Source organism: Kribbella sp. NPDC050470, assembly GCF_044458365.1.
GTDB lineage: Bacteria > Actinomycetota > Actinomycetes > Propionibacteriales > Kribbellaceae > Kribbella.
Genome location: NZ_JBITHV010000002.1, coordinates 399,690 through 418,191 on the forward strand (window position 1 = coordinate 399,690; position 18,502 = coordinate 418,191).

The window sequence follows — 18,502 nt, forward strand, 5'->3', positions numbered from 1 at the left end:
CCGAGAGCAACAGCCGTACCGGAGACACACAATGACGATGCAGACGACACCGATATCGGTTGACGGTCTGACCAAGCAGTTCGGCCGGATACGAGCGGTCGAGGACCTGACCTTCGACGTCCCGCCGGGAAAGATCACCGGGTTCCTCGGCCCCAACGGTGCGGGCAAAACCACCACCCTGCGCATGCTGCTCGGGCTGGTACGCCCCACAGCCGGCGCCGCTCTGATCGGCGGGCAGGCGTACCTGTCGCTGCCGCACCCGCGCCGCACGGTGGGCGCGGTGCTGGAGGCGACCGGAGCCCATCCCGGTCGTCGCGCCCGGGACCATCTGCGGATCCTCGCCCAGGTGACCGGTGTGCCGGACGGGCGGGTGACGGACGTCCTCGACCAGCTGGGCCTGACCGAGGCCGCGGGTCAGCGGGTGGGCGGCTACTCGCACGGCATGCGCCAGCGCCTCGGTCTGGCCGGAGCGCTGCTCGGCGACCCACCGGTGCTGCTACTCGACGAACCGGCGAACGGCCTCGACCCGGCCGGTATGGCGTGGCTCCGCGGTCTGTTGCGCGACCTGGCCGACGAGGGCCGCACCATCCTGGTCTCGAGCCACATGCTCAGCGAGGTCGCGCAGACCGTCGACCAGGTGGTGATCATCAACGAAGGCCGGCTGCGCTTCGCCGGCCCGCTGGAAGGCCTCGGCGACCTGGAAGCCTCCTTCCTGCGCCTCACCGACGCCGCCGACCATCGCTGAAGGACCTACCATGACGACCCTCATCGCCAACGAAATCCGCAAACTACGAACGGTCCGTGGCCCGTGGCTGCTGCTCGCCGCCGGTCCGGTACTGGTAATCGTCGGCGTCGCCGGAGTGGTCGTGGACGGAGCAGACGTGCGACAGCCGCAGACGGCCATCGACGCGGTCGCACACGCCGGTTTCATGTCCCTGCTCACGCTCGTCTTCGGAATCACAGCGGTGGCCGGCGAATACCGGCACCGGACCATCACCGACACGTACCTGGCCACACCGCGGCGCGGCCGTGTGATCGCCGCCAAGTTCGCCGTCTACACCTCCGCCGGCGCCATCCTCGGCCTCGTGCTCGCCATCACGGCGGTAGTCGCAACTGCCGTGGGAGTCAGCGCGAACGGCGGCTCGCTCGACCTGTCCAACAGCGACCTGTGGCGCACGCTCGCCGGCGGTGTCGCCTTCAACACCGCTTTCGCCGCCATCGGCGTCTCCCTCGGCGCCCTGATCACCAACCTGGCCGCCGCAATCGCCGCCGCCCTCGCCTGGATCGCGCTCGTCGAAGGTCTGGTCGCAGAACTCATCGACGCCCTCGAGCCGTGGCTGCCGGCCGCCGGCGGCCAAGCCCTCGCGCGCTTGCCCGGCGCACCCGACATCTCCCAATGGGCCGGTGGACTCCTACTCGCCGGCTACACACTCGTTTTCGCCGCGATAGCCCTAACCACCACCGTGCAGCGGGACGTCACCTAACTCGACAATGGATGGACCGAGGTGCCGGCAGACAGTCGTGCGCGGTGCGACGCTTGCGCGGGTAGATCTGGTACGCCACCGCAGACAGACTCCTCCGAGTTGCGACAGATCTCGGGAGTGCCGCACTGAGTTGACAATCGGACCACCGATCGATCGCGCTGGGAGGACGAACGATGAAGCACCGCCTCGTCACCGGAGCCGTCATCCTGGGTGTCCTGATCTTCGCGGTGCCTGGCGTCTGGGCGTTTGGCTGGCCGAGGTCGTTCTACGACAACGTCGCGACCTACCCGCCATACAACCTGCATTTCGTCCACAACATAGGCGCGTTCCAGCTCGGCATCGCGGCGGCACTGGCCGGCGCCTTGGTCTGGAGGGACGCTCTCACCGTCGCGTTGCTCGGCGGAGCCGTGGGCTGCGGCTTCCACGCCATCTCGGACTTCCTCGACAACGACCTCGGCGGCTCGGCCGGCGCTCCCTGGGTCCTGGCCGTCTTCACCACGCTCCTCGCCGCTGCCTTCGCCGCTCGGGTCTCCGTGCTGGGCCGGCATGCCGGCGAAGGCGGACGGCCGCAGTAGGTCTGTCCAGCGGCGGCTGTCCTGCTGCCTCCGCCGGTCCAGGTGGGTCAAGGCAGTCCACCTGGTGCTGGACCACCGCGACCCGCACCCGAGTGAGTTGTGCCCGAGATCCACCAGGTCCGGTTCAATTGTTGCGGAGGGCCTCTAGTACGACGGGATGTCGCCACGGGGCCGCAGAGAGTCCCACTGATTGACGAGACCACCGTGCGCGGCGCCGTACCGCGTTCGCCCAGTTGCTCGAGCTGCCTGTGACGTCGTCACGTGGAACGCTGAGTGCATGGGTAGCGACGTCATTCCGCGTGACGATCGCGCGTGACCGCGAAGTTCGGTGCCTGTGTCGGTGGTGCTGATCCTTATCGCGTTCGGTGCTGGTGCAGGCCTGATGTTCGTGGCCGGCGACGGTGGCGCTATGGCGATGGCGCTGGTTGGCGCCGGGTTCGTCGCCGCGTTCACCTTCGGGGTGATCGTGGCGGTGCGCGGGATGCGGCGGTGGATTGCCGGTCATTCGGTTCCCGCGGGCATCCAGTTGCTCGAGTGGGGCGCCGTGGCGATCGGATTCCTGATCACCGGTCTGGTCGACGCCGGGCTGGGCTGGGCGGTCATCGCCGGCCTGATGGGCGGCCTGCTGTCGGCGAACGTGTGGGGTATCCGCAGCGCCCGCGCCAATCGTGGCCTCGTCGACCGAGCCTTGGCCACCCGGGCAGCGTCGGCATCCACGACCCCGGCGACAACGACGGTCAGCGCAACCATGACCGAGCCGTTGACGCCGATCCTCCGCGACAACGTGCTCCTCGAACGACGCCGCGCAATCGCCTGGCTGATCGCGGGACTGATCGCCCTGGTCGGCGGTGCCGTCCTCGACCTGCCTCCAGTGGTCACGATCACGGCGGTCGTGGTCGGCCTCAGCGCCTCGCTCTGGGTGCTGCGCAGGCTCACGGCAAGCTGGTTGGCGCTCCGATCGTTCACCAAGGCCAAATCCGCACCGCGCCGGGCGTTCGTCATCCTGCTGAACGATCCCGCACCGAAGATGCTCCGGCCCCTGCTGGCAGTCTGGTCGGTGCCGCCAGCGCTGCGGGACGGTCGCATGCCGAAACCCGAGCAGGTGTACCGCTGCGACGAGGAACGAGACGCAATGCTGTCCTTCCCCGGCGACGCGGTCGTGCATGAGGCCTGGATCAGCACCGGCCGACGCCGGCGGTCCAAGCCGCGCTGGGTTGCCGCCGACGCAGGCGTCGCCTTGCCACATCGACGCGCCTTGTTTGGCCGCTGGTACGTGGGCAATCTGCTCTCCGGCGAGCGTCCAGACGAACCACGCCCGCTGAATCTGCCACCACCGCACCAAACCCAGGAGCTCATCGCTCGTCACGACGGGCCGCCGGGAAACCTTCTAACCGCCTCACTCACCCGCCTCATCGGCCTCGTCGCACTCGGACTCGTCATGCACTGGCTAACCTGACCTGGCATCACCCGGGCGGCGGCGCCTATGTGGTTGTCAAGCGGATGAGGTCGAAGCGACGAACCTGACCCGGTACGACGCCTGCACAGGCGAGCGCGGTCATCTGGCGGTCACCTCCTGGTCGACGTGCTCGAGCAGTTCGCCGTGCACGGATCCATGGGGTCTCGTAGATCCCGCGCCAGACGCTGCCGTGCCGTACGACGTACACCACCTACAGTTAGCTGGCGGTCGAGCCCCTCAGGCTGCAGCCAACTGGTTCGCGGGCCACTGTCGGCGTCGGTGGGTTGCTCCGGTGAGGTGAAGGTCAGGACGGCCCCGGTGTAGTAGCGGATGCGTTCTGACTCCTGTACGACCATGACGCTCGGGCAGCGGCGCATATGCTCCGGCTCCCGGACCCGGGAGCGATGGTCACCTCGAGCACGCGCGTGTGCTCAACCTCGAACAGCACGCGATGAGACTCGGGTGCGGCGACGACCGCATCGAGCGATCAGACCACGGCCATTCAGTTGCCGGCCATGTAGTGCTCGCCAATCCGGGTCCGCTCCTTCCACCGCGGCCGACAGTCTGCGATGTGCAGATTGTGGCGGCTGCGGTGTGCGCGCGGGCTGCTCCGCTGTGGCGGGTGAGAGCAGCACGCGGCTCGCACTACTTACCGGGCGTGGTGCCGGCTGGTGCCGGCGCACGAGTGTGGGGGTTCGGCGCCTCGGATCGTGGGCTTGGGAGGAAGGCGCCGGGCCGCCCTTCGATGTGCAGCTGGGGAAGTCGCCGGTCAAGCGATCGGGGCAGCCACCAGTTCGCTCGGCCGAGCAGGTGCATGATGGCCGGAACGAGCAGCATCCGTACGACGGTCGCGTCGATCGCGATCGCCGCCGCCATGCCGACGCCGATGACCTTGATGGTTACCTCGGGGCTTGGTACGAACGCGGCGAACACGGCAACCATGATCGCGGCAGCGGCCGTGATGACGCGACCGGTCCCGGCCAGGCCGTCGACGACCGCCGTGGTGCCGTCTCCGTTGGTGCGCAGCCACGACTCGCGCATCCGGCTGACGAGGATGACCTCGTAGTCCATCGAGAGCCCGAACTGTACGGCGAACATCAGCACCGGGATGAACGCGGGCATCGGCGTGTAGGTGTCGATGCCGATCAGCTCGCCGACCGGCCCGCCCTGGAGCACGAGCGCAACGACGCCGTACGCCGCACCCACTGACAGCAGGTTCATGACCGCGGCGGTCAGCGGGATCGCGATGCTGCGGAAAGCCAGCAGCAGGAGAACGGACAGCGCGACCACGCCGGTGATCAACAGCGGGATGCGCTTGGCGATGTTCGTGGTGCCGTCGATCGCGATTGCGGTGGCACCGCCGACATGCACTTCGTGCGCCGCGCCGCCGGTGGCGGCCGGGATCACGTGCTTACGTAGCGTGCGGACGAGGTTTTCGGTGGCGGTGTCCTGCGGCCCGGTTGCCGGGATCACCGTGAGCAGGGCGGTGTCACCGGCAGGGTCCAGCTGTGGCGGTAGCACCGTGGCCACACCCGGCGTGCCTCGCACCTGGTCGGCGAGCTGGTTCACCAGGTCTTTGTCGGCGCCGTTGGCGAGGTTCGCGACGACGGCGAGCGGGCCATTCGCGCCGGGACCGAAACCGTCGGCGAGCATGTCGTACGCCTGCCGGGTGGACCTGCCCGCCGGATCGTTACCGGCGTCGGGGAACCCGAACCGTACGCCGAGGAACGGTGCGGCGAGCACGAGGAGCACACCGACTCCGACCAGCGACGCGATCACGCTGTGGCGGTCGATGAGCCTGCTCCAGCCGGTCCAGCCGCGGGACGGCAGGACGTGGCCGCCTGCGGTGGTCTGCGTCTGAGGGTGCCTTACCAGTGGGACGCGTAGCCGGTCGACCCACCGGCCGAAGTAGCCGAGCAGCGCCGGGAAGAGCGTCACCGCGGCCGCCATCACGACGAGTACCGCCATGATCGTGACGAGCGCGGCGCCGCGCATGAACGACAGACCCATCGCGAACAGGCCGAGCATGCTCACCACGACGGTGCTACCGGCGACCAGCACCCAGCGGCCGGCGGTGTCAAGCGTCGCGACGGTGGCGGTCTCCGGATCCAGGCCCGGGGGTCGAATGGAGACCAGCCAGGGACGGGTTCGGATCGAGCAGGTGGCTGCCGAGACCGGATGGAGCCGCAAGCGGCTGTGGTCCCGGTTCCGATCCCAGATCGGCCTCACCCCCAAACGCGCCGCGCAGCTGATCCGCTTCGACCACGCTGCCCACCGCCTCGCCGCAGGTCACAGCGCCGCCCACGTGGCGGCAGAAAGCGGCTACGCCCGACCAGTCCCACCTCCACCGCGACGTCATGACCTTCACCGGCGCAACGCCCAGGGCCGTTGCGGTCGCGCCCTGGCTCGCGGTCGACGACCTCGCCTGGGCCGCCCCGAAGTACCCACTCCGAATCTGACTCCGGCCGGGCAACGCGGTTGCGCGCGACGCCGCGCGATCTCCTGGCCGCCCAGGACTGCCGCCGAGTCCCCCGCAGGTCCGCCGGCCAGAGCGACGTGTGGGTCGCTCAGTTTGTGCCCGGCGCCGTGGACGTCCACGAGAAGAGGGTCGACACGACGAACGTACCTTCGCTCACGTGGTGGGAAACCTGGAATTCAAGATGGACGAAGCCGACGTTGTCCGGTGTGAACACGTGGGTGCTGTAGTTGCGGTCGCTCCCGATGCGGCGCTCTACGCCGGTCCGCCAGCCCGTGGCAGCGTCGGCCGGGAAGCCCCATTCGGCGGCGTACTGCGCGATGAGGCGCTGAGTGGCGTCAGCATCCAGATCGGCAGCCGGAGGTTGAACCATGAGCCGGTCGGGTTCGTGGGTGGCAGTCGAACTCAGCATCACCGCCTCCGCGGCGGAGGTGCGGTAGACGCGCCCACCTGGCAGCAGCACGCGAACGTCGAACGGCCTGCGGTTCGGGTTCATCCAGACCCGGCTGTCGGCGCCTTCATCGAACCCCGCCGAGGCGCGCGTGGGTGGGCTGGTCAAATCGATCGACAGATCGTCGGTCATGGCCGCCAGCAGTGGCTTCCTGGGTGGCGACTCGAGCGGCACAGCGCCTGCTGCTGCAACACTGACGTCCCATCGCGTGAGGGCCGTAACGACGAGATAGCCCGCACGCCTGTGTAGCTGGTAGCGCTCTGCGCGCTCCGAGACCGGCGTTCCCACCAATGTGCGTGCCTCGTCGGCGTGGCCGGCGACATACCCGAGGAACTGCGGCAGCGTGTCGTCCTCAATCAGCCGCCAGCGGTTGGCGAACACAGCGATGTTGCCATTCGCCAGCGGAGTCCGCACGCTGATGGTTGCTTGGGGCAAGCGTGCGACCACGGCGAGCGGGAACCGTTCTGGGAAAGAATGAGTGCCGGGTATCGACGGTGCTCCGGCGAGCGTCAGCAGATACGTAAATGCCAGGCCCTCCGGCCGATCATGCCGCAGCATTTGGAGGTAGAACCGGTCGATGATGTCGAGCTGCTCGCGGAACAGCAGTGCGCGGTTGCCGCGATCGATCAGCGCAGTGTCATTCACCTTCTGGCCGCGATCGATGTCCCGCCAGGCCTCGAGCGTAGCGAGGTCGATTATTCTTGAATGATAGAGCTCCTCGATCTTGGCGACGCCGTGCGTGATGTATGCCTCGTGCATCGGCGCTTGGTCCTCGAAGATCTTCTTCTGCATCCTGAGAAATGTCGTCTCGTAGAAGCCGAGGTCGGCAACAGTGCGCTTGACGAAGCGTCGCAAGGAACGTTCGTACACTGCCATGGCCGCCTTGCGTGCGACATCTGGGACGAATCCGAGGTCCTGGAAGCCGGCGTAGAAGGACGGGCCGATCAGGCTGGCCATGCCGGCCCACTTGAGGTGCGGATAGGCAAGGAAGAGTTGTCCGTAGTAATTGTAGACAGCCTCGACCGCGCGCTTGTTGGCAGCGAACCCGAGGTGCGGGCGCCAAGTATGCCGATCGATCCCAGCGCGGATCAGCGCGTCATTGAGTAGGGCTTCCTTGATCGCATGAGCTTCTAGAGACATTCGCCACCGCCGAAAACAACGCTCGACCGCCATGCCCAGCACGCTACGAGGGAAGCCTACCGGCTGAGTCCGATAGCGCTGTCCGTGGCCCAGCGAGGACCTGCGAGTAAAGGCCGGCTGGCGGGAAACTGTCGTGCGGGCGGCGTGGTGTCCAGGCACCGTGGCCGGTAGAAGGGCACACGGACGCCCCATAGTGAGGAGGATCGCCGTGCAGCAGAAGGCCGCGGGTGCTCGCGTCCGGCGCTTGAGGGTACGGCGCGCGCTCACCCAGGAGCAGGTTGCGGCCAGGATCTTGGTGCTCAGCAGTCAGCCGGCTGTCCCCGGTGGTGTTGCGGCCGCTCATCGAGCCGGTCGCGGCGTACCCGTGGAGCATGGTCTGGCGCCGCGACCTGAGCCACCCCGGCCTCCGAGCACTGCACAGCGCGATCGACGACCTCGCCGCCGCGGAGCACTGGTTGGACGTTCCGCCCGGCACGTGGCTGCCCGAGCCTGAGGCGACCCGGATCGGCGCTCGCTGACTCACACGCCGCACGAGTGAATCGCCGCGATTCAGGTGTTGGACCGGCGTGGGTAGGCGGGCGCATCGTGGCCGAAACAAGTCCACGACATCTCGGAACGGAGCAGACATGTCGTCCTGGATCGCGTTCTTTCCTGCCGTCGAGGGCACCCGCAACCTGATGCCCGCGAACAGGGTCACCGCGACCACCGGCCCGGAACTGGTCGGACGAATTCAACTCACCGACCAAGACCACATCAAGGACCAAACACCATGAACAAGCAGCCATTCCGTTTCCGCAGCGAGAACGTCACGGTCGTGGCAGACCTCTACCTCCCGGCTGACCCGGCCCGAGGCATCGCCGTCGTCACCGGGCCACTCACCTCGGTCAAAGCGCAGGCGGCCGGCACCTACGCGGCAGCGATGGCCGAACGGGAGGTACGCCGAGCTCGCCTTCGACTACCGCCACTTCGGTGAGAGCGGCGGCGAGCCACGGCAGCTCGAGGACCCCGAGGAGAACATCATCGACATCTGCAACGCTGTCACCGCGCTGACCAACGTGCCCGCGATGGCCGACCTACCGGCCTACGGCGTCGGTGTCTGCTTCGGCGCCGGGCCGATGGCGGTCGCGGTCTCGCGAGATGCCCGGTTCCACGGCTTCGCAGGCGTGGCCGGCGTCTACACCAACGGATTCGCCGTCGCCTCCTACGCCCATCTACTAGCGTTCGACGCCCAGGGCGCGGCCGACAACCTCACCAAGCCGGTCGCGATCGTGCACTCCGAAACCGCTCTGGCCCCAGACCTCGCCCACCGGTTCTTCGCATGCCTACCAGGCCCCAAGGACCAGCTGTGGCTGACCTCGCAAGGCCAGATCGACTTCTACGACGACCCAGCACTGGTCCCGGCCGCGGCCGACCGCGTCGTCGCCACCTTCGCCCACGCAGGCTAGCGCTCGTCCGCACGGGCAGCGCCGGCGATGGGAACCTCCACCTCGCCACTCCAAGCGCCCTGGTCAGTCCAGCGCCGGTTGGTGCGTCTCCTCGACCTCCTCCTCAACGCGTCCGGCGGCCGGCTCCCGTCGGCCGGGCGGCGCGACGACCCCCTTGGTCGCGAGCGGCGACGGCTCGATCCGCAGCAGTCGCGCCGGCCACTCGGGCAGCCACCAGTTCCATCGTCCGAGAACGCTCACCAGCGCGGGAACGAGCAGAGCGCGCACGATCGTCGCGTCGATGAGGATGCCCACGCCGAGAGCGGTCGCGAACACCTTGATGTCCGTGCCCGGCGCGGATGCCAGAGCCGCGAACGCGCAGAACAGGATGAGCGCCGCCGACGTCACCAGCCGACCAGTGCGGCCCAGCCCGACGGTCACAGCCTGACGGGTCGACCCCGTGGCGTCGTACTCCTCCCGCATTCGGCTCAGGATGAACACCTCGTAGTCCATGGACAGTCCGAACAGGAATCCGAAGATCAGCGGCGGCAGCCAGAACGTGACCGCGCCGGTGCCGCTGACGTCGAAGACCGCGTCCGAGCCGTGCCCCTGCTGCCAGAAGTAGACGACCGCGCCGAACACGGCGGCAACCGAGATCAAGTTGAGGATCACGGCCTTGAGCGGAAGCAACAGCGACCGGAACGTCCGCACCAGGAGGATGTACGTGATCAGCGCGATCAGCCCGAGCACGTAGGGAAAGTTCTCGTACACGGCGTGGAAGTAGTCTTCAACGGTAGCGCCTGAACCGGTGACTCCCACCGGCCCGTCGACGGCGTCCTCGACAGCATCACGGACCCGGTCCACGACCGCGGTACCGGTGCTGTCCACTGTCTCGTTGCGGGGCAGTACCTCGACCACCGCCCGGCCGTCCGAGGTCCCGCCCACCACTGCGGCATGGACCCCGTCCACCGCCGAGGCAGCCCTGGCGGCTGCGTCCGCCTGGTCGGCGGGCACCAGCACCTCGATCGGGGTGAGCACACCGGTGCCCACCCCACCGTCCCGGAGCACCTGCAGGGTCTCGAACGACGACCCGGAACGCGCCAGCGAGTCGGCGCGGGCCTGACCGATCGCGATCCCGAAGACAGGCGCAACGAGCACGCCGAGCACCGCAAGGCTCGTCGCGGCCGCGAGCCACCGGTGTCGAACGATCAGCCGCGCCCAGGCCGTCCAGCCGCGTGAGGCCACCGCCTCCTTGCGAATGCGCGGCCTGTCCACCCGTGGCCCGATGCCTGCGAGCAGGGCCGGGAGCAGCGTGAAGCAGACCAGCACGCTGACCAGTGGGATCAGCAGACCGCCTATGCCCATACTGCGCAGCAGCGGGACGGGTACGACGATGAGCGCGACGAGGCTGATCGCCACCGTGATACCGGATGCGATGACGGCGTGGCCGGCCGTGCGCATGGCGGTGACGACCGCGGTCGAGTTCTCCTGGCCGTGGGCACGCTCCTCCCGCCAGCGGGAGACGATGAGCAGCGAGTAGTCGATCGCGACACCGAGGCCAACCAGGGCGATGAGGAACTCCACGACGAAGCTCACATCGGTGAACGTCGTCAGACCGAGCACGACAAGGAACGTGCTGAGGATCGACACCGTGGCGATGATCAACGGCACCAGCGCGAGGAACGACGCGAACACGAAGATCAGCACAGCCAGCGCGCCCAGCCCTCCGAGAAGGGTCTCGACCAGCACGCTCGGCCCGTCGCTGTCACCACCTCCGGCCAGCATCTCGTACGACGTGAGGCCCGCCTCGAGCCCGGAACGTTCCGCCGCGGCGTCAGCCGCTGCGCTGATCTCTGCTTCCAGGCTTGACCCGAACCCCGACGGCAGCGGCATGAACACGAGACCGAACGTCGACCGCCCGTCGTTGGTGAGGAAGCGAGGGTCGTTCGTACTGGCGAAGTCGACCACGCGGACGCCCGGAACCTGCTGCCTGATCGCCTCGTAGACATCGCCCACCCGAGCCTTCTCCCCCTCGACGGTGCTGCCCTTGGGGACGGTCACGACCGAGATGAACGGAGACGACGAGTTCGTCCCATACGTCTGCTCCAGCTGCTTCTCGGCCTCGTAGCCGGGCTGCCCTGGCAGTGAGTAGTCGATGCTGAGCCGCTGGTTCAGCTGTCCGGCCGTTGCTCCGCCCACCAGGAGCACGACCAGCCAGGCGAGTGCGACGAGCCGCCCGTGACGCAGGACGAACCTCACGAAGGAGTTCATCTCGCCCACCCCCATGGCGATGTGAAGTCGGCGAGCGGCCCGAGGTGCTTCAGTTTGTCGGGGTTGACGATCGAGTTGATGCTGGTGATCTGACCGCCGGCGATCTCGAGCGCCACCACGCCGATCAACCGCTCCTGTGCATCGACCCAGAGTGCTCCCGGCCCACCGTTGACCTCGACCGGGCGGAACGACACACCCGGAAGCCGGGCGAGCAGGTGGGCCCAGTCGGTCAACGTACGCGCGACACGGTTGCGCCCGCGCAGCGTGCGCGCCAGGGTGGGAACCTTGCCGCCGCCGTCACCGGTCAGCTCCACGTCGTGGGCGAGCAGCGCTTCGAGCCCAGCGAGATCGCCTTGCTCGGCGGCCGCAAAGAACCGTCGCGCCAGCTCGTCGCGCTGCTCGCGCGTGGTCTGGAAGCGGGGCCGGCGCTGCTGGACATGGCGTCTGGCGCGGGTGGCGAGCTGACGCACGCTGTCCTGGCTCTTGCCTATGATCTCCGCGATCTGCACGTAGTCGTAGCCGAACACGTCGTGCAGCAGCAGAACCGCGCGCTGCTCAGGCGTGAGGCTTTCCAGCAGAACCAGCATCGCCAACGACAGCGAATCGGTCAGCTCCGCCTGCCGAGCCGGATCATCGCGACCGTCGGTGACGATCGGCTCCGGCAGCCACTCGCCCACATATTCCTCGCGACGGACGCGCGCGGAACGCAGCTCGTCGATCGCCAGCCGAGTGCTCACCGTGGCAACGAAGCCACGCGGCGATGCGATCAGCTCGCCGGCATCCAGCGTCCGGTGCACGCGCAGCAGCGCTTCCTGCACCACGTCCTCGGCCTCGGAGACGCTGCCGAGCATCTGGTATGCGATCGCGAACGCGACCGGCCGCAACTCCTCGAGCAACTCGTCCCGCGGACTCACGTCGGGTACCCCCGCCGCCACCACGAATGCCTCGGCTGCCACCCCGGATCGCGCTTTGTCCATCTCATCATCAACGCCTCGAGCGCAGGATCATCTACACCACTTAAGACGAGACGGCTACCCCCGCTGTGACACCCGCGAGCGCCACCATTTTGTGGTCGTTCGCGGGTGTCATCCCTGAGCATCAGGGGACTTCGGCTTGCAGGATCTCCGCTGTCGGACGGCGAGCGCCGATGTGGGCCGGGATGGTCGTGAGCGCCGCTACCGCGAGTACGGTTCCCGCTACGACGGTGAGCAGTTGCCAGTACGTCGGGTTCGCCTCGTCGTTGCTCACCGCGGCCCAGAGTGCGAGCCCTCCCGCGATGCCCAGGACAGCGCCGACGAGAGCAGGAAGCACCTGCGCCGCCGAGAGTCCCGCGCTGACCTGCCCGGGGGTCGCGCCGAGGGCGCGGGCCAGTGCCGAGGCGTGCTTGGCGTCGAGCGCGGCTGCCCACGTGATGACGATGGCGTTGACGGCCGCCATGCCGACCAGCACGACCGTGAGTACCAACAGCACCTGGTTCGCCCGGCCGGCTTCGGGGTCCAGACTGGAGGGCCCTTCCCAGTCGGAAGCCATCGCGGCCCGGCCCGCCAGCACGACGACGATCCCGCTGACCGTGACGGCGATACTGGCAACGCCCAGCAGGACGCGGCGCGGCCGTCGCGCGATCACCCGCACGCCGAGGAGCAGCGGGGCGGGCAGCTGCGTCGAGAGCGCGATCAGCCAGCGCGTTCGCCGGGGTCGACGGGCGGAGTCGGTCAAGGCTTGGACGGTGCTGCTGCGAGCGGCGCGGACTGCAGAAACGAAGCTCGCGGCCATCGCCACTCCGAGGGCCACACCCGTGACCACGCCGACCGTCGACAGGGTCAGCGACGGCGCACCGGCGCTGCCGAGGAGGCCTGCCCCGGGGTCGCTGAGCAACGGAGCGGCCAGCCATCCGACGGTGAGCCCTGCGGCCGCGGCGAGCACAGCCAGCGCAACGTACTCGGCGAGCAGCACGACGGCAACGAGGCCGGGGGTTCCGCCTACCGCCTTGAGCAGCCCGACACGTCGGGTCTGGTCGGCCATCCGGCCACCGACGAGGACCGCGACGCTGGCCATGGCGAGCAGGGTGAGCAGTGAGCTGAACGTCACCAGGGCCTGCTGCGCTCCCCGCACGAATTCGCCGTACGTGTCGCGGATGTCCTGCCATGACGCCAGGAAGAGCGCGTCCCAGCTCGTTGGGGAGTGCTCGGCGACGAAGCCCGGAGCATCGGCCGGGTCGGCAAGCCTCAAGTTCATGACGTAGGACAGGGCCGCTGCAGGGGCGAGTCCGCTCGCGTCGGTTCGGGTCAGCCAAACCAGGCCCGCGTCGTCCGGCGGCGGCGCGTAATCGGCGGTCATGGTTCGGCCGTCCGGCCGCTCCGCCGGCGGGCCTTGACGCACCCAATCCGGTGGCGAGCCGTAGAAGAACGAGCACACCGGATGGCCGAAGCACAGGTGGGTGTACGGCGCCACCGCGGTGACCGCCACGCCGACGACCTTGAACGAGCGGCCGTTCAAGGTGACCTCGTCCCCGACGCCGACGTCGAGCGCGTCAGCGAAGGCGGCCTCGATCACCACCCCGCCGTCTCGCACCCAGCTGCCCTCGGTCAGCTTGGGCTGGTCGACCGAGACCTCCGCGGTGTCGCGCCCCACTGCCCACACCGCACTGCGGACGCCGTTGGCCTCGAGCTTGGTCGTGGTCGCCGGGTACGGCCCGCTGTGGTCGACAACGCCTGGCACATTGGTCAGCGCGTCCAGTTCGGCCCGATCGACCGGCAGTGCACGGCCCGGCGCGACCTCGAGTGGGCCGACGCTCGCGACGACGTCGGCACCGGCCGTCGCCTCGCGGGTGCGCTGGTACGGGTTTTCGGTCACGCCGTGCAGGACCAGTCCCAGCGTCAGCACGGCCGTGGCCGCCATGATCGCCAGCACCAGCAGCGCTGCTTCGGCTGGACGCCGCCGCACGTTGCGGACGGCGAGGCGACCGACGAGCAGGAGCCGGCCCACGGCTCAGCCCTCCAGCCCGACCAGGGCGCCGAGCTGGCCTGTACTGCCGCCGGTCAGCCGTGTCTCGTCGACGAACGCGCCGTCGCGCATGGAGATCAGCCGATCGGCGGTCGCCGCGATCCGCGCGTCGTGGGTGACCATGACCAGCGTCTGTCCAGCCTCGCGCAGGCTGTCGAACAGCCGCAGCACGTCCACGGTGGCGGCACTGTCGAGGTTGCCGGTGGGCTCGTCGGCGAACACGATCAGCGGCTCGTTGCTCAATGCCCGGGCGATCGCGACCCGCTGACGCTGGCCACCGGAGAGCGCCGAGGGCAGGAAACCTGACCGGTCGGCGAGCCCGACCCGGTCCAGCAGGCTCGCCGCCTGACGTCGCGCCGTCGACGGGGAGCGTCCGGCCAGCAGCGCCGGCAGCTCGACGTTCTCCACCGCGGTCAGCTCGTCCATCAGGTGGAAGGCCTGGAACACGATCCCGACGTCGGTGCGCCGTACCCGGGCCAGCGCCCGCTCCCCGATTTTGTCGATGCGCCGGTCGCCCAGCCACAACTCCCCGCTCGACGGCCGGTCCAGGCCGCCCAGCAGATGCAACAGCGTGGACTTGCCGCAGCCGCTCGGCCCCATCACCGCCACCGTCTCGCCGGCGACGACCTCGAGGTCGACCCCGTCTACGGCGCGGACCAGCCCCTCTCCCGTGCCGTACTCCTTGCGCAGCCCGCGGGCCCGCAGCACGGCAGTCATGGCAGTGTCGCTCATGATCTGCTCCCTCGGCCGGTCCAGCTTTGTTCGCATGCCTCCAGCCAGCGCAGGTCCGCCTGCAGCCGGAGAACGATGCCCTCCAACAGGAGTGCGGCATCCGAGCCGTCGGGCTCGGCCATCGCGGCGCGCTGGGCGTCGCGCAATCGGCGCAGCAACTCGCGGCGCTGCGTGTCCACGATCGTGAGCGGATCCGCCAACCCGGCCGCGGCTGCCGCGATCAGCTTGAGATGGAACTCGGCCAGGTCGGGCTTGGGCCAGCTGACCTCCGCCAGCCACTCGGCGACCCGCTCCTGACCGGCCGGGGTCAGCCCGTAGGTCTTGCGATCCGATCGGTCCCTCGCGGTCGTCGGTGGATCGCCCGCCACCAGTCCCGCCTTCTCCAGCCGGGTCAGCGTGACGTAGATGTGGCCGGCGTTCATCGCGTCCCCGAGCGGGCCGAGCGCCTCGCGGAGCCGCGCCCGCAGCTGATAGCCGTGCGAAGGCTCCTTCGCCAGCATCGCCAGCACCACTTCCTGCTGCATGAGCACCCCCTCTAACCGTTAGCTATATCTAACGGTTAGCCCCCACCCCCGTCAAGCCCAGCGAGGCGCCTTGGTGCAGATCCTGATGGCGCGGCGGCCGGAGCGGGTCACGCGGGTCGTGCTGACGTCATGCGACAGCTTCGAGCGTTTCTTCCCGCCCCTGTTCCGACCGCTGACGGCGTTGGCGCGCGTACCGGGCTCGATGTGGCCGCTGGCTCAGGCTCTGCGCCTGCGGGCGCTGCACCGACTGCCGATGGCCCTCGGTTGGGTCGCCAAGCGACCGATTCCCCAGGAGATCACCGACTCCTATCTCGGGCCGGCGCGGACAGACCGCGGTGTGCGACGCGATCTGCGCCGATTCCTGCGTGGCGTACATCGCCGGCACACCCTCGCCGCCGCCAAGGCGTTTCCGACGTACCGGCGTCCGGTCTTGCTGGTGTGGGCGCAGGAGGATCGGCTGTTCCCCGTCTCGCTCGCGCGCCGTCTCGAGAGGCTGCTGCCCGACGCCGAGCTGCGACTGGTGCCGGACAGCTACACGTTCATCCCCGAAGACCAACCCACGGTGCTCGCCGACCTCGTCATCGACTTCACTCGATCCGGCAGGGTGACTTGATGGTCGAGCGCCGCCGTCAGGAGGACCGTTCGCGAGCCACCCGTACCGCCCTGATCTCGGCAGCACGGCCGCTGTTCGCCGAGCGCGGCTACGGGGACGTCTCGGCCGAGGAGATCGTCGGCGCCGCCGGGCTGACGCGCGGCGCGCTCCGTCACCATTTCGGCGGCAAGCCGGAGCTCTTCCGGGCGGTGCTCGAGCAGCTCGAGGGCGAGCTCACCGCTCGCATCCTCGCCGAGATCACCGATCCGCAGGACGCCTGGAGCGCACTGACCGACGGCATGAGAGCCTTCCTCGACGCCTGCGAAGACCCCGAGCTGATTCAGATCGCGCTGACCGACGCGCCCGCCGTCCTGGGTTGGACCGCCTGGCGGGAGATCGAGGCGGATCACGGCCTCGGTCTCATCATCGCCGGCCTCGAACGTGCCCGGCTCGACGGCGTCATCTCTCAGCAACCGGTGGACGTCGCGGCTCGACTGTTGCTGAGCGCCACGATCGAGGCGGCTCTGCTGATCGCGACGGGTGACGATCGTGCAGCTGCGCGATCCACTGCTGAAGACGCCCTACTCAGCCTGCTTTCCGGACTTCGCAAGGAGCGCCAATGACCGGCCCGTCGTACGACGTCATCGTGGTCGGTTCCAGTGTCGCCGGTGCGGCCACGGCGATGCTGCTTGTGCAGCGCGCGCCATCGAACTCCGCTACCAATCAGGGGCCCGCGCAGATTCGTCGCCGTAACCAGGGCACGCTCGACGATCGAACGTCCCTGCATCGACGTTGCATAGTCGATCAGCGACAGTTTGGCCGGTGGTGGTCACAGACGTCTGAGTACTGCGCGCGAGAGGGCGTCGCGGTCGTCACCGACTTATCAGTTCGGGTCGTTCCGGTTTGCATGTGCGGGTGGCCGACTCGGATACTCCTCGAGCCTCACCGCCGACTTCCTGCGGCGACTCCGACTGCCACTGCAACGACATCTTCGGCGGCCCTCCGGTCAGGTGTCACGCCGCAACTCCACCGCATCGACGTCGACCGCGAGTTTCATCCGAGGGAAGCGCTCGACCAGCTGGGCGACACCGCCCGCAGCTCACGCGGGTGAGCCGCTCACAACTCGCAGGTAAGAAGGCCAAGAAACTCGTCGCGAAGTAGGGGATCCCGGAGGGGCAGAGCAGTAGCGTTCAGTTCTCGTCCTTTCCATCCAGTGTTCGACTCCGAGCGCGCAACCAATCTCTGATTCCCACAACAAGCATCGAAGCCACCGTCGCCGCTACGATCGCGATCCGCGGCCAGCTCGGACCGCTGTCGGGAAACGTGGCCTGAGCGACGCCGATCAAGCCAAGAACCAGAACAAGAATGATGCCGACACGCATCAACGGTCCGCTGTTCTTCCAGATCCTCACCCATGTCCAGCCCGTTCGCGACGGGTCTAGTCTGCGGTGAGGGCTTGGACCATGAGTTCGTTGCGGGCGTCTTGGCCGTAGGGGACGGTGGTGTGGACGCCTTCGCGGAGGCATTGGGTGAGAAGGGACGGCTTCGCGGCGAGGAACTCGGCCCAGCGGACGATGCGCAGGTTCGGGTACTTCTTGTCGGCGTCGTGGATCTGGGAGTTGATCCAGGCGCTGTTGCGCTGGTCGGCGACCTGGATCGCCGCGCTCTTCGCGGTCCGGGAGATCTGGGTGTTGACCCAGACCACGGTGCGGTTGGGGCCGGCGATCTTCATGGCGCGATCCACCTGCGCGGCGAAGACCGGCGGGTTGAAGATGTCGTTGGTGCCGGTGGCCATCAGGATCCGCCGCGGCAGGCCGTACTTGACCGCCCAGTTCTCGAGGGCGTCGACGGCAGGCGCTGTCGGCCGGCCCGACCAGTTGTGCACCGCGAGACTGCTTCCGGTCCGGCTCATCAGCTTGGTCGCCAACGCCTTGCCGTCCTGGACCGCGATGCTGTCACCGAACATGTACACACCGTCGTGATCACGGACGTAGGCGATCGTGGCCGTGCTCGAGATCGCCCGGCTGAGGATGGTCCAGTCGCCGAGCATGCCGGACCCGTAGAGGTCGGCGGCGGATGAGTTTTCGGCGGCGGCGACGGTCGCGACAGCAGCAGCCGCCCCAGCCATCAAGACTTGCCGTCGGTTTGGTTTCAGTCTCTTCAAGGTTGCCCCCACAGGGAGGAACTTTGAGGCATGGAGACCACTTTGCGCAAGTTCGCTTAGAACGTTCCATCGCCTGCCCTGGTTGACGATCCGCCGATCACGCAGCGGGCGCGCACCCTACAGATGTGCCAGCTGGTAAGGCAAGCCTTTGCGGCCCGGATTGCAGTTTGTTGCAGTCCCGGCGGCACAGCACGGCACGCGCCCCGGTCA

The 18,502-nt window shown here is 68.4% G+C and carries 19 protein-coding genes and 1 pseudogene; 11 read left to right on the plus strand and 9 right to left on the minus strand.

The annotated features are described in order from the left end of the window. Positions 1-37 precede the first annotated feature (37 nt). The 4 genes from ACIBGM_RS06500 (at position 38) to ACIBGM_RS06515 (ending at position 3,515) form a co-directional block, all read left to right on the plus strand. Positions 38-745, plus strand: a complete 708-nt coding sequence (locus ACIBGM_RS06500) for an ABC transporter ATP-binding protein (RefSeq protein WP_396384698.1) — start codon at positions 38-40, stop codon at positions 743-745. Positions 746-755: 10 nt separating this feature from the next. Further along, complete coding sequence (locus ACIBGM_RS06505) at positions 756-1,484, plus strand: ABC transporter permease (protein ID WP_396384699.1); 729 nt, start codon at positions 756-758, stop codon at positions 1,482-1,484. 173 nt (positions 1,485-1,657) lie between these two features. Continuing rightward, a complete protein-coding gene (locus ACIBGM_RS06510) occupies positions 1,658-2,059 on the plus strand; it encodes a hypothetical protein (protein WP_396384700.1) in 402 nt (133 codons plus the stop codon). Between the two features lie 340 nt (positions 2,060-2,399). Continuing rightward, on the plus strand, positions 2,400-3,515 hold the full coding sequence (locus tag ACIBGM_RS06515) for a hypothetical protein (RefSeq protein WP_396384701.1): 1,116 nt from the start codon (positions 2,400-2,402) through the stop codon (positions 3,513-3,515). A gap of 645 nt (positions 3,516-4,160) precedes the next feature. Here ACIBGM_RS06515 and ACIBGM_RS06520 read toward each other — a convergent pair. Next, positions 4,161-5,705 carry an MMPL family transporter gene (locus ACIBGM_RS06520; protein WP_396384702.1) on the minus strand — a complete coding sequence of 515 codons (1,545 nt, stop codon included), beginning with the start codon at positions 5,703-5,705 and terminating at the stop codon, positions 4,161-4,163. Here ACIBGM_RS06520 and ACIBGM_RS06525 point away from each other — a divergent pair. After that, positions 5,641-5,787, plus strand: a pseudogene (locus ACIBGM_RS06525) (AraC family transcriptional regulator); the annotation flags it as partial. The gene ACIBGM_RS06520 and the pseudogene ACIBGM_RS06525 overlap by 65 nt on opposite strands. Before the next feature lie 295 nt (positions 5,788-6,082). Here the strand turns inward: ACIBGM_RS06525 and ACIBGM_RS06530 are convergent. Then, a complete protein-coding gene (locus ACIBGM_RS06530; protein ID WP_396384703.1) occupies positions 6,083-7,615 on the minus strand; it encodes a hypothetical protein in 1,533 nt (510 codons plus the stop codon). 290 nt (positions 7,616-7,905) lie between these two features. Here ACIBGM_RS06530 and ACIBGM_RS06535 point away from each other — a divergent pair, with 290 nt between their 5' ends. The 4 genes from ACIBGM_RS06535 to ACIBGM_RS06550 all read left to right on the plus strand — a co-directional run bounded on the left by ACIBGM_RS06535 (position 7,906) and on the right by ACIBGM_RS06550 (position 9,027). Further along, positions 7,906-8,100 (plus strand): hypothetical protein, encoded by a 195-nt coding sequence (locus ACIBGM_RS06535; RefSeq protein ID WP_360531276.1) that lies wholly within the window; start codon positions 7,906-7,908, stop codon positions 8,098-8,100. Between the two features lie 108 nt (positions 8,101-8,208). Beyond that, a complete protein-coding gene (locus ACIBGM_RS06540) occupies positions 8,209-8,355 on the plus strand; it encodes a hypothetical protein (protein WP_360531279.1) in 147 nt (48 codons plus the stop codon). Further along, positions 8,352-8,555: a hypothetical protein gene (locus ACIBGM_RS06545; RefSeq protein ID WP_396384704.1), complete on the plus strand. Its 204-nt coding sequence runs from the start codon at positions 8,352-8,354 to the stop codon at positions 8,553-8,555. Before ACIBGM_RS06540 ends, ACIBGM_RS06545 begins: the two co-directional genes overlap by 4 nt. A 91-nt stretch (positions 8,556-8,646) precedes the next feature. After that, positions 8,647-9,027 (plus strand): hypothetical protein, encoded by a 381-nt coding sequence (locus tag ACIBGM_RS06550; protein ID WP_396384705.1) that lies wholly within the window; start codon positions 8,647-8,649, stop codon positions 9,025-9,027. A 63-nt stretch (positions 9,028-9,090) separates the two neighbouring features. Here the strand turns inward: ACIBGM_RS06550 and ACIBGM_RS06555 are convergent, their stop codons facing one another. The 5 genes from ACIBGM_RS06555 to ACIBGM_RS06575 form a co-directional block, all read right to left on the minus strand. Continuing rightward, positions 9,091-11,277 (minus strand): MMPL family transporter, encoded by a 2,187-nt coding sequence (locus ACIBGM_RS06555; RefSeq protein ID WP_396384706.1) that lies wholly within the window; start codon positions 11,275-11,277, stop codon positions 9,091-9,093. Beyond that, positions 11,274-12,254, minus strand: coding sequence for an RNA polymerase sigma factor SigJ (gene sigJ / locus ACIBGM_RS06560; protein ID WP_396384707.1), 981 nt, complete (start codon positions 12,252-12,254; stop codon positions 11,274-11,276). The genes ACIBGM_RS06555 and sigJ overlap by 4 nt, the downstream gene beginning before the upstream one ends. A gap of 121 nt (positions 12,255-12,375) precedes the next feature. Continuing rightward, on the minus strand, positions 12,376-14,262 hold the full coding sequence (locus tag ACIBGM_RS06565; RefSeq protein ID WP_396384708.1) for an FtsX-like permease family protein: 1,887 nt from the start codon (positions 14,260-14,262) through the stop codon (positions 12,376-12,378). Between the two features lie 3 nt (positions 14,263-14,265). Continuing rightward, positions 14,266-15,012: an ABC transporter ATP-binding protein gene (locus ACIBGM_RS06570; RefSeq protein WP_396384709.1), complete on the minus strand. Its 747-nt coding sequence runs from the start codon at positions 15,010-15,012 to the stop codon at positions 14,266-14,268. After that, complete coding sequence (locus ACIBGM_RS06575) at positions 15,009-15,536, minus strand: PadR family transcriptional regulator (protein WP_360531299.1); 528 nt, start codon at positions 15,534-15,536, stop codon at positions 15,009-15,011. The genes ACIBGM_RS06570 and ACIBGM_RS06575 overlap by 4 nt, the downstream gene beginning before the upstream one ends. Before the next feature lie 70 nt (positions 15,537-15,606). On the opposite strand from ACIBGM_RS06575, the gene ACIBGM_RS06580 reads away from it, so the two are divergent. Together ACIBGM_RS06580 and ACIBGM_RS06585 are read left to right on the plus strand one after the other, a co-directional pair. Continuing rightward, entirely contained in the window at positions 15,607-16,149 is a 543-nt protein-coding gene (locus ACIBGM_RS06580; protein WP_396384710.1) for an alpha/beta fold hydrolase, read from the plus strand. Further along, entirely contained in the window at positions 16,149-16,751 is a 603-nt protein-coding gene (locus ACIBGM_RS06585) for a TetR/AcrR family transcriptional regulator (protein ID WP_396384711.1), read from the plus strand. The genes ACIBGM_RS06580 and ACIBGM_RS06585 overlap by 1 nt, the downstream gene beginning before the upstream one ends. 567 nt (positions 16,752-17,318) lie before the next feature. Here ACIBGM_RS06585 and ACIBGM_RS06590 read toward each other — a convergent pair. Together ACIBGM_RS06590 and ACIBGM_RS06595 are read right to left on the minus strand one after the other, a co-directional pair. Beyond that, positions 17,319-17,540 carry a hypothetical protein gene (locus tag ACIBGM_RS06590; RefSeq protein ID WP_396384712.1) on the minus strand — a complete coding sequence of 74 codons (222 nt, stop codon included), beginning with the start codon at positions 17,538-17,540 and terminating at the stop codon, positions 17,319-17,321. Between the two features lie 26 nt (positions 17,541-17,566). Continuing rightward, positions 17,567-18,256 (minus strand): hypothetical protein, encoded by a 690-nt coding sequence (locus tag ACIBGM_RS06595; protein ID WP_360531308.1) that lies wholly within the window; start codon positions 18,254-18,256, stop codon positions 17,567-17,569. Between the last annotated feature and the right edge of the window lie 246 nt (positions 18,257-18,502).

Bases quoted from the DNA above. Each gene is read 5' to 3' on its own strand.
- ACIBGM_RS06500 (WP_396384698.1), top strand. From the start codon at position 38: ATGCAGACGACACCGATATCGGTTGACGGTCTGACCAAGCAGTTCGGC.
- ACIBGM_RS06505 (WP_396384699.1), top strand. From the start codon at position 756: ATGACGACCCTCATCGCCAACGAAATCCGCAAACTACGAACGGTCCGT.
- ACIBGM_RS06510 (WP_396384700.1), top strand. From the start codon at position 1,658: ATGAAGCACCGCCTCGTCACCGGAGCCGTCATCCTGGGTGTCCTGATC.
- ACIBGM_RS06530 (WP_396384703.1), bottom strand. From the start codon at position 7,615: ATGGCGGTCGAGCGTTGTTTTCGGCGGTGGCGAATGTCTCTAGAAGCT.
- ACIBGM_RS06540 (WP_360531279.1), top strand. From the start codon at position 8,209: ATGTCGTCCTGGATCGCGTTCTTTCCTGCCGTCGAGGGCACCCGCAAC.
- ACIBGM_RS06545 (WP_396384704.1), top strand. From the start codon at position 8,352: ATGAACAAGCAGCCATTCCGTTTCCGCAGCGAGAACGTCACGGTCGTG.
- ACIBGM_RS06550 (WP_396384705.1), top strand. From the start codon at position 8,647: ATGGCCGACCTACCGGCCTACGGCGTCGGTGTCTGCTTCGGCGCCGGG.
- ACIBGM_RS06555 (WP_396384706.1), bottom strand. From the start codon at position 11,277: ATGAACTCCTTCGTGAGGTTCGTCCTGCGTCACGGGCGGCTCGTCGCA.
- sigJ (WP_396384707.1), bottom strand. From the start codon at position 12,254: ATGGACAAAGCGCGATCCGGGGTGGCAGCCGAGGCATTCGTGGTGGCG.
- ACIBGM_RS06570 (WP_396384709.1), bottom strand. From the start codon at position 15,012: ATGAGCGACACTGCCATGACTGCCGTGCTGCGGGCCCGCGGGCTGCGC.
- ACIBGM_RS06575 (WP_360531299.1), bottom strand. From the start codon at position 15,536: ATGCAGCAGGAAGTGGTGCTGGCGATGCTGGCGAAGGAGCCTTCGCAC.
- ACIBGM_RS06585 (WP_396384711.1), top strand. From the start codon at position 16,149: ATGGTCGAGCGCCGCCGTCAGGAGGACCGTTCGCGAGCCACCCGTACC.
- ACIBGM_RS06595 (WP_360531308.1), bottom strand. From the start codon at position 18,256: ATGGCTGGGGCGGCTGCTGCTGTCGCGACCGTCGCCGCCGCCGAAAAC.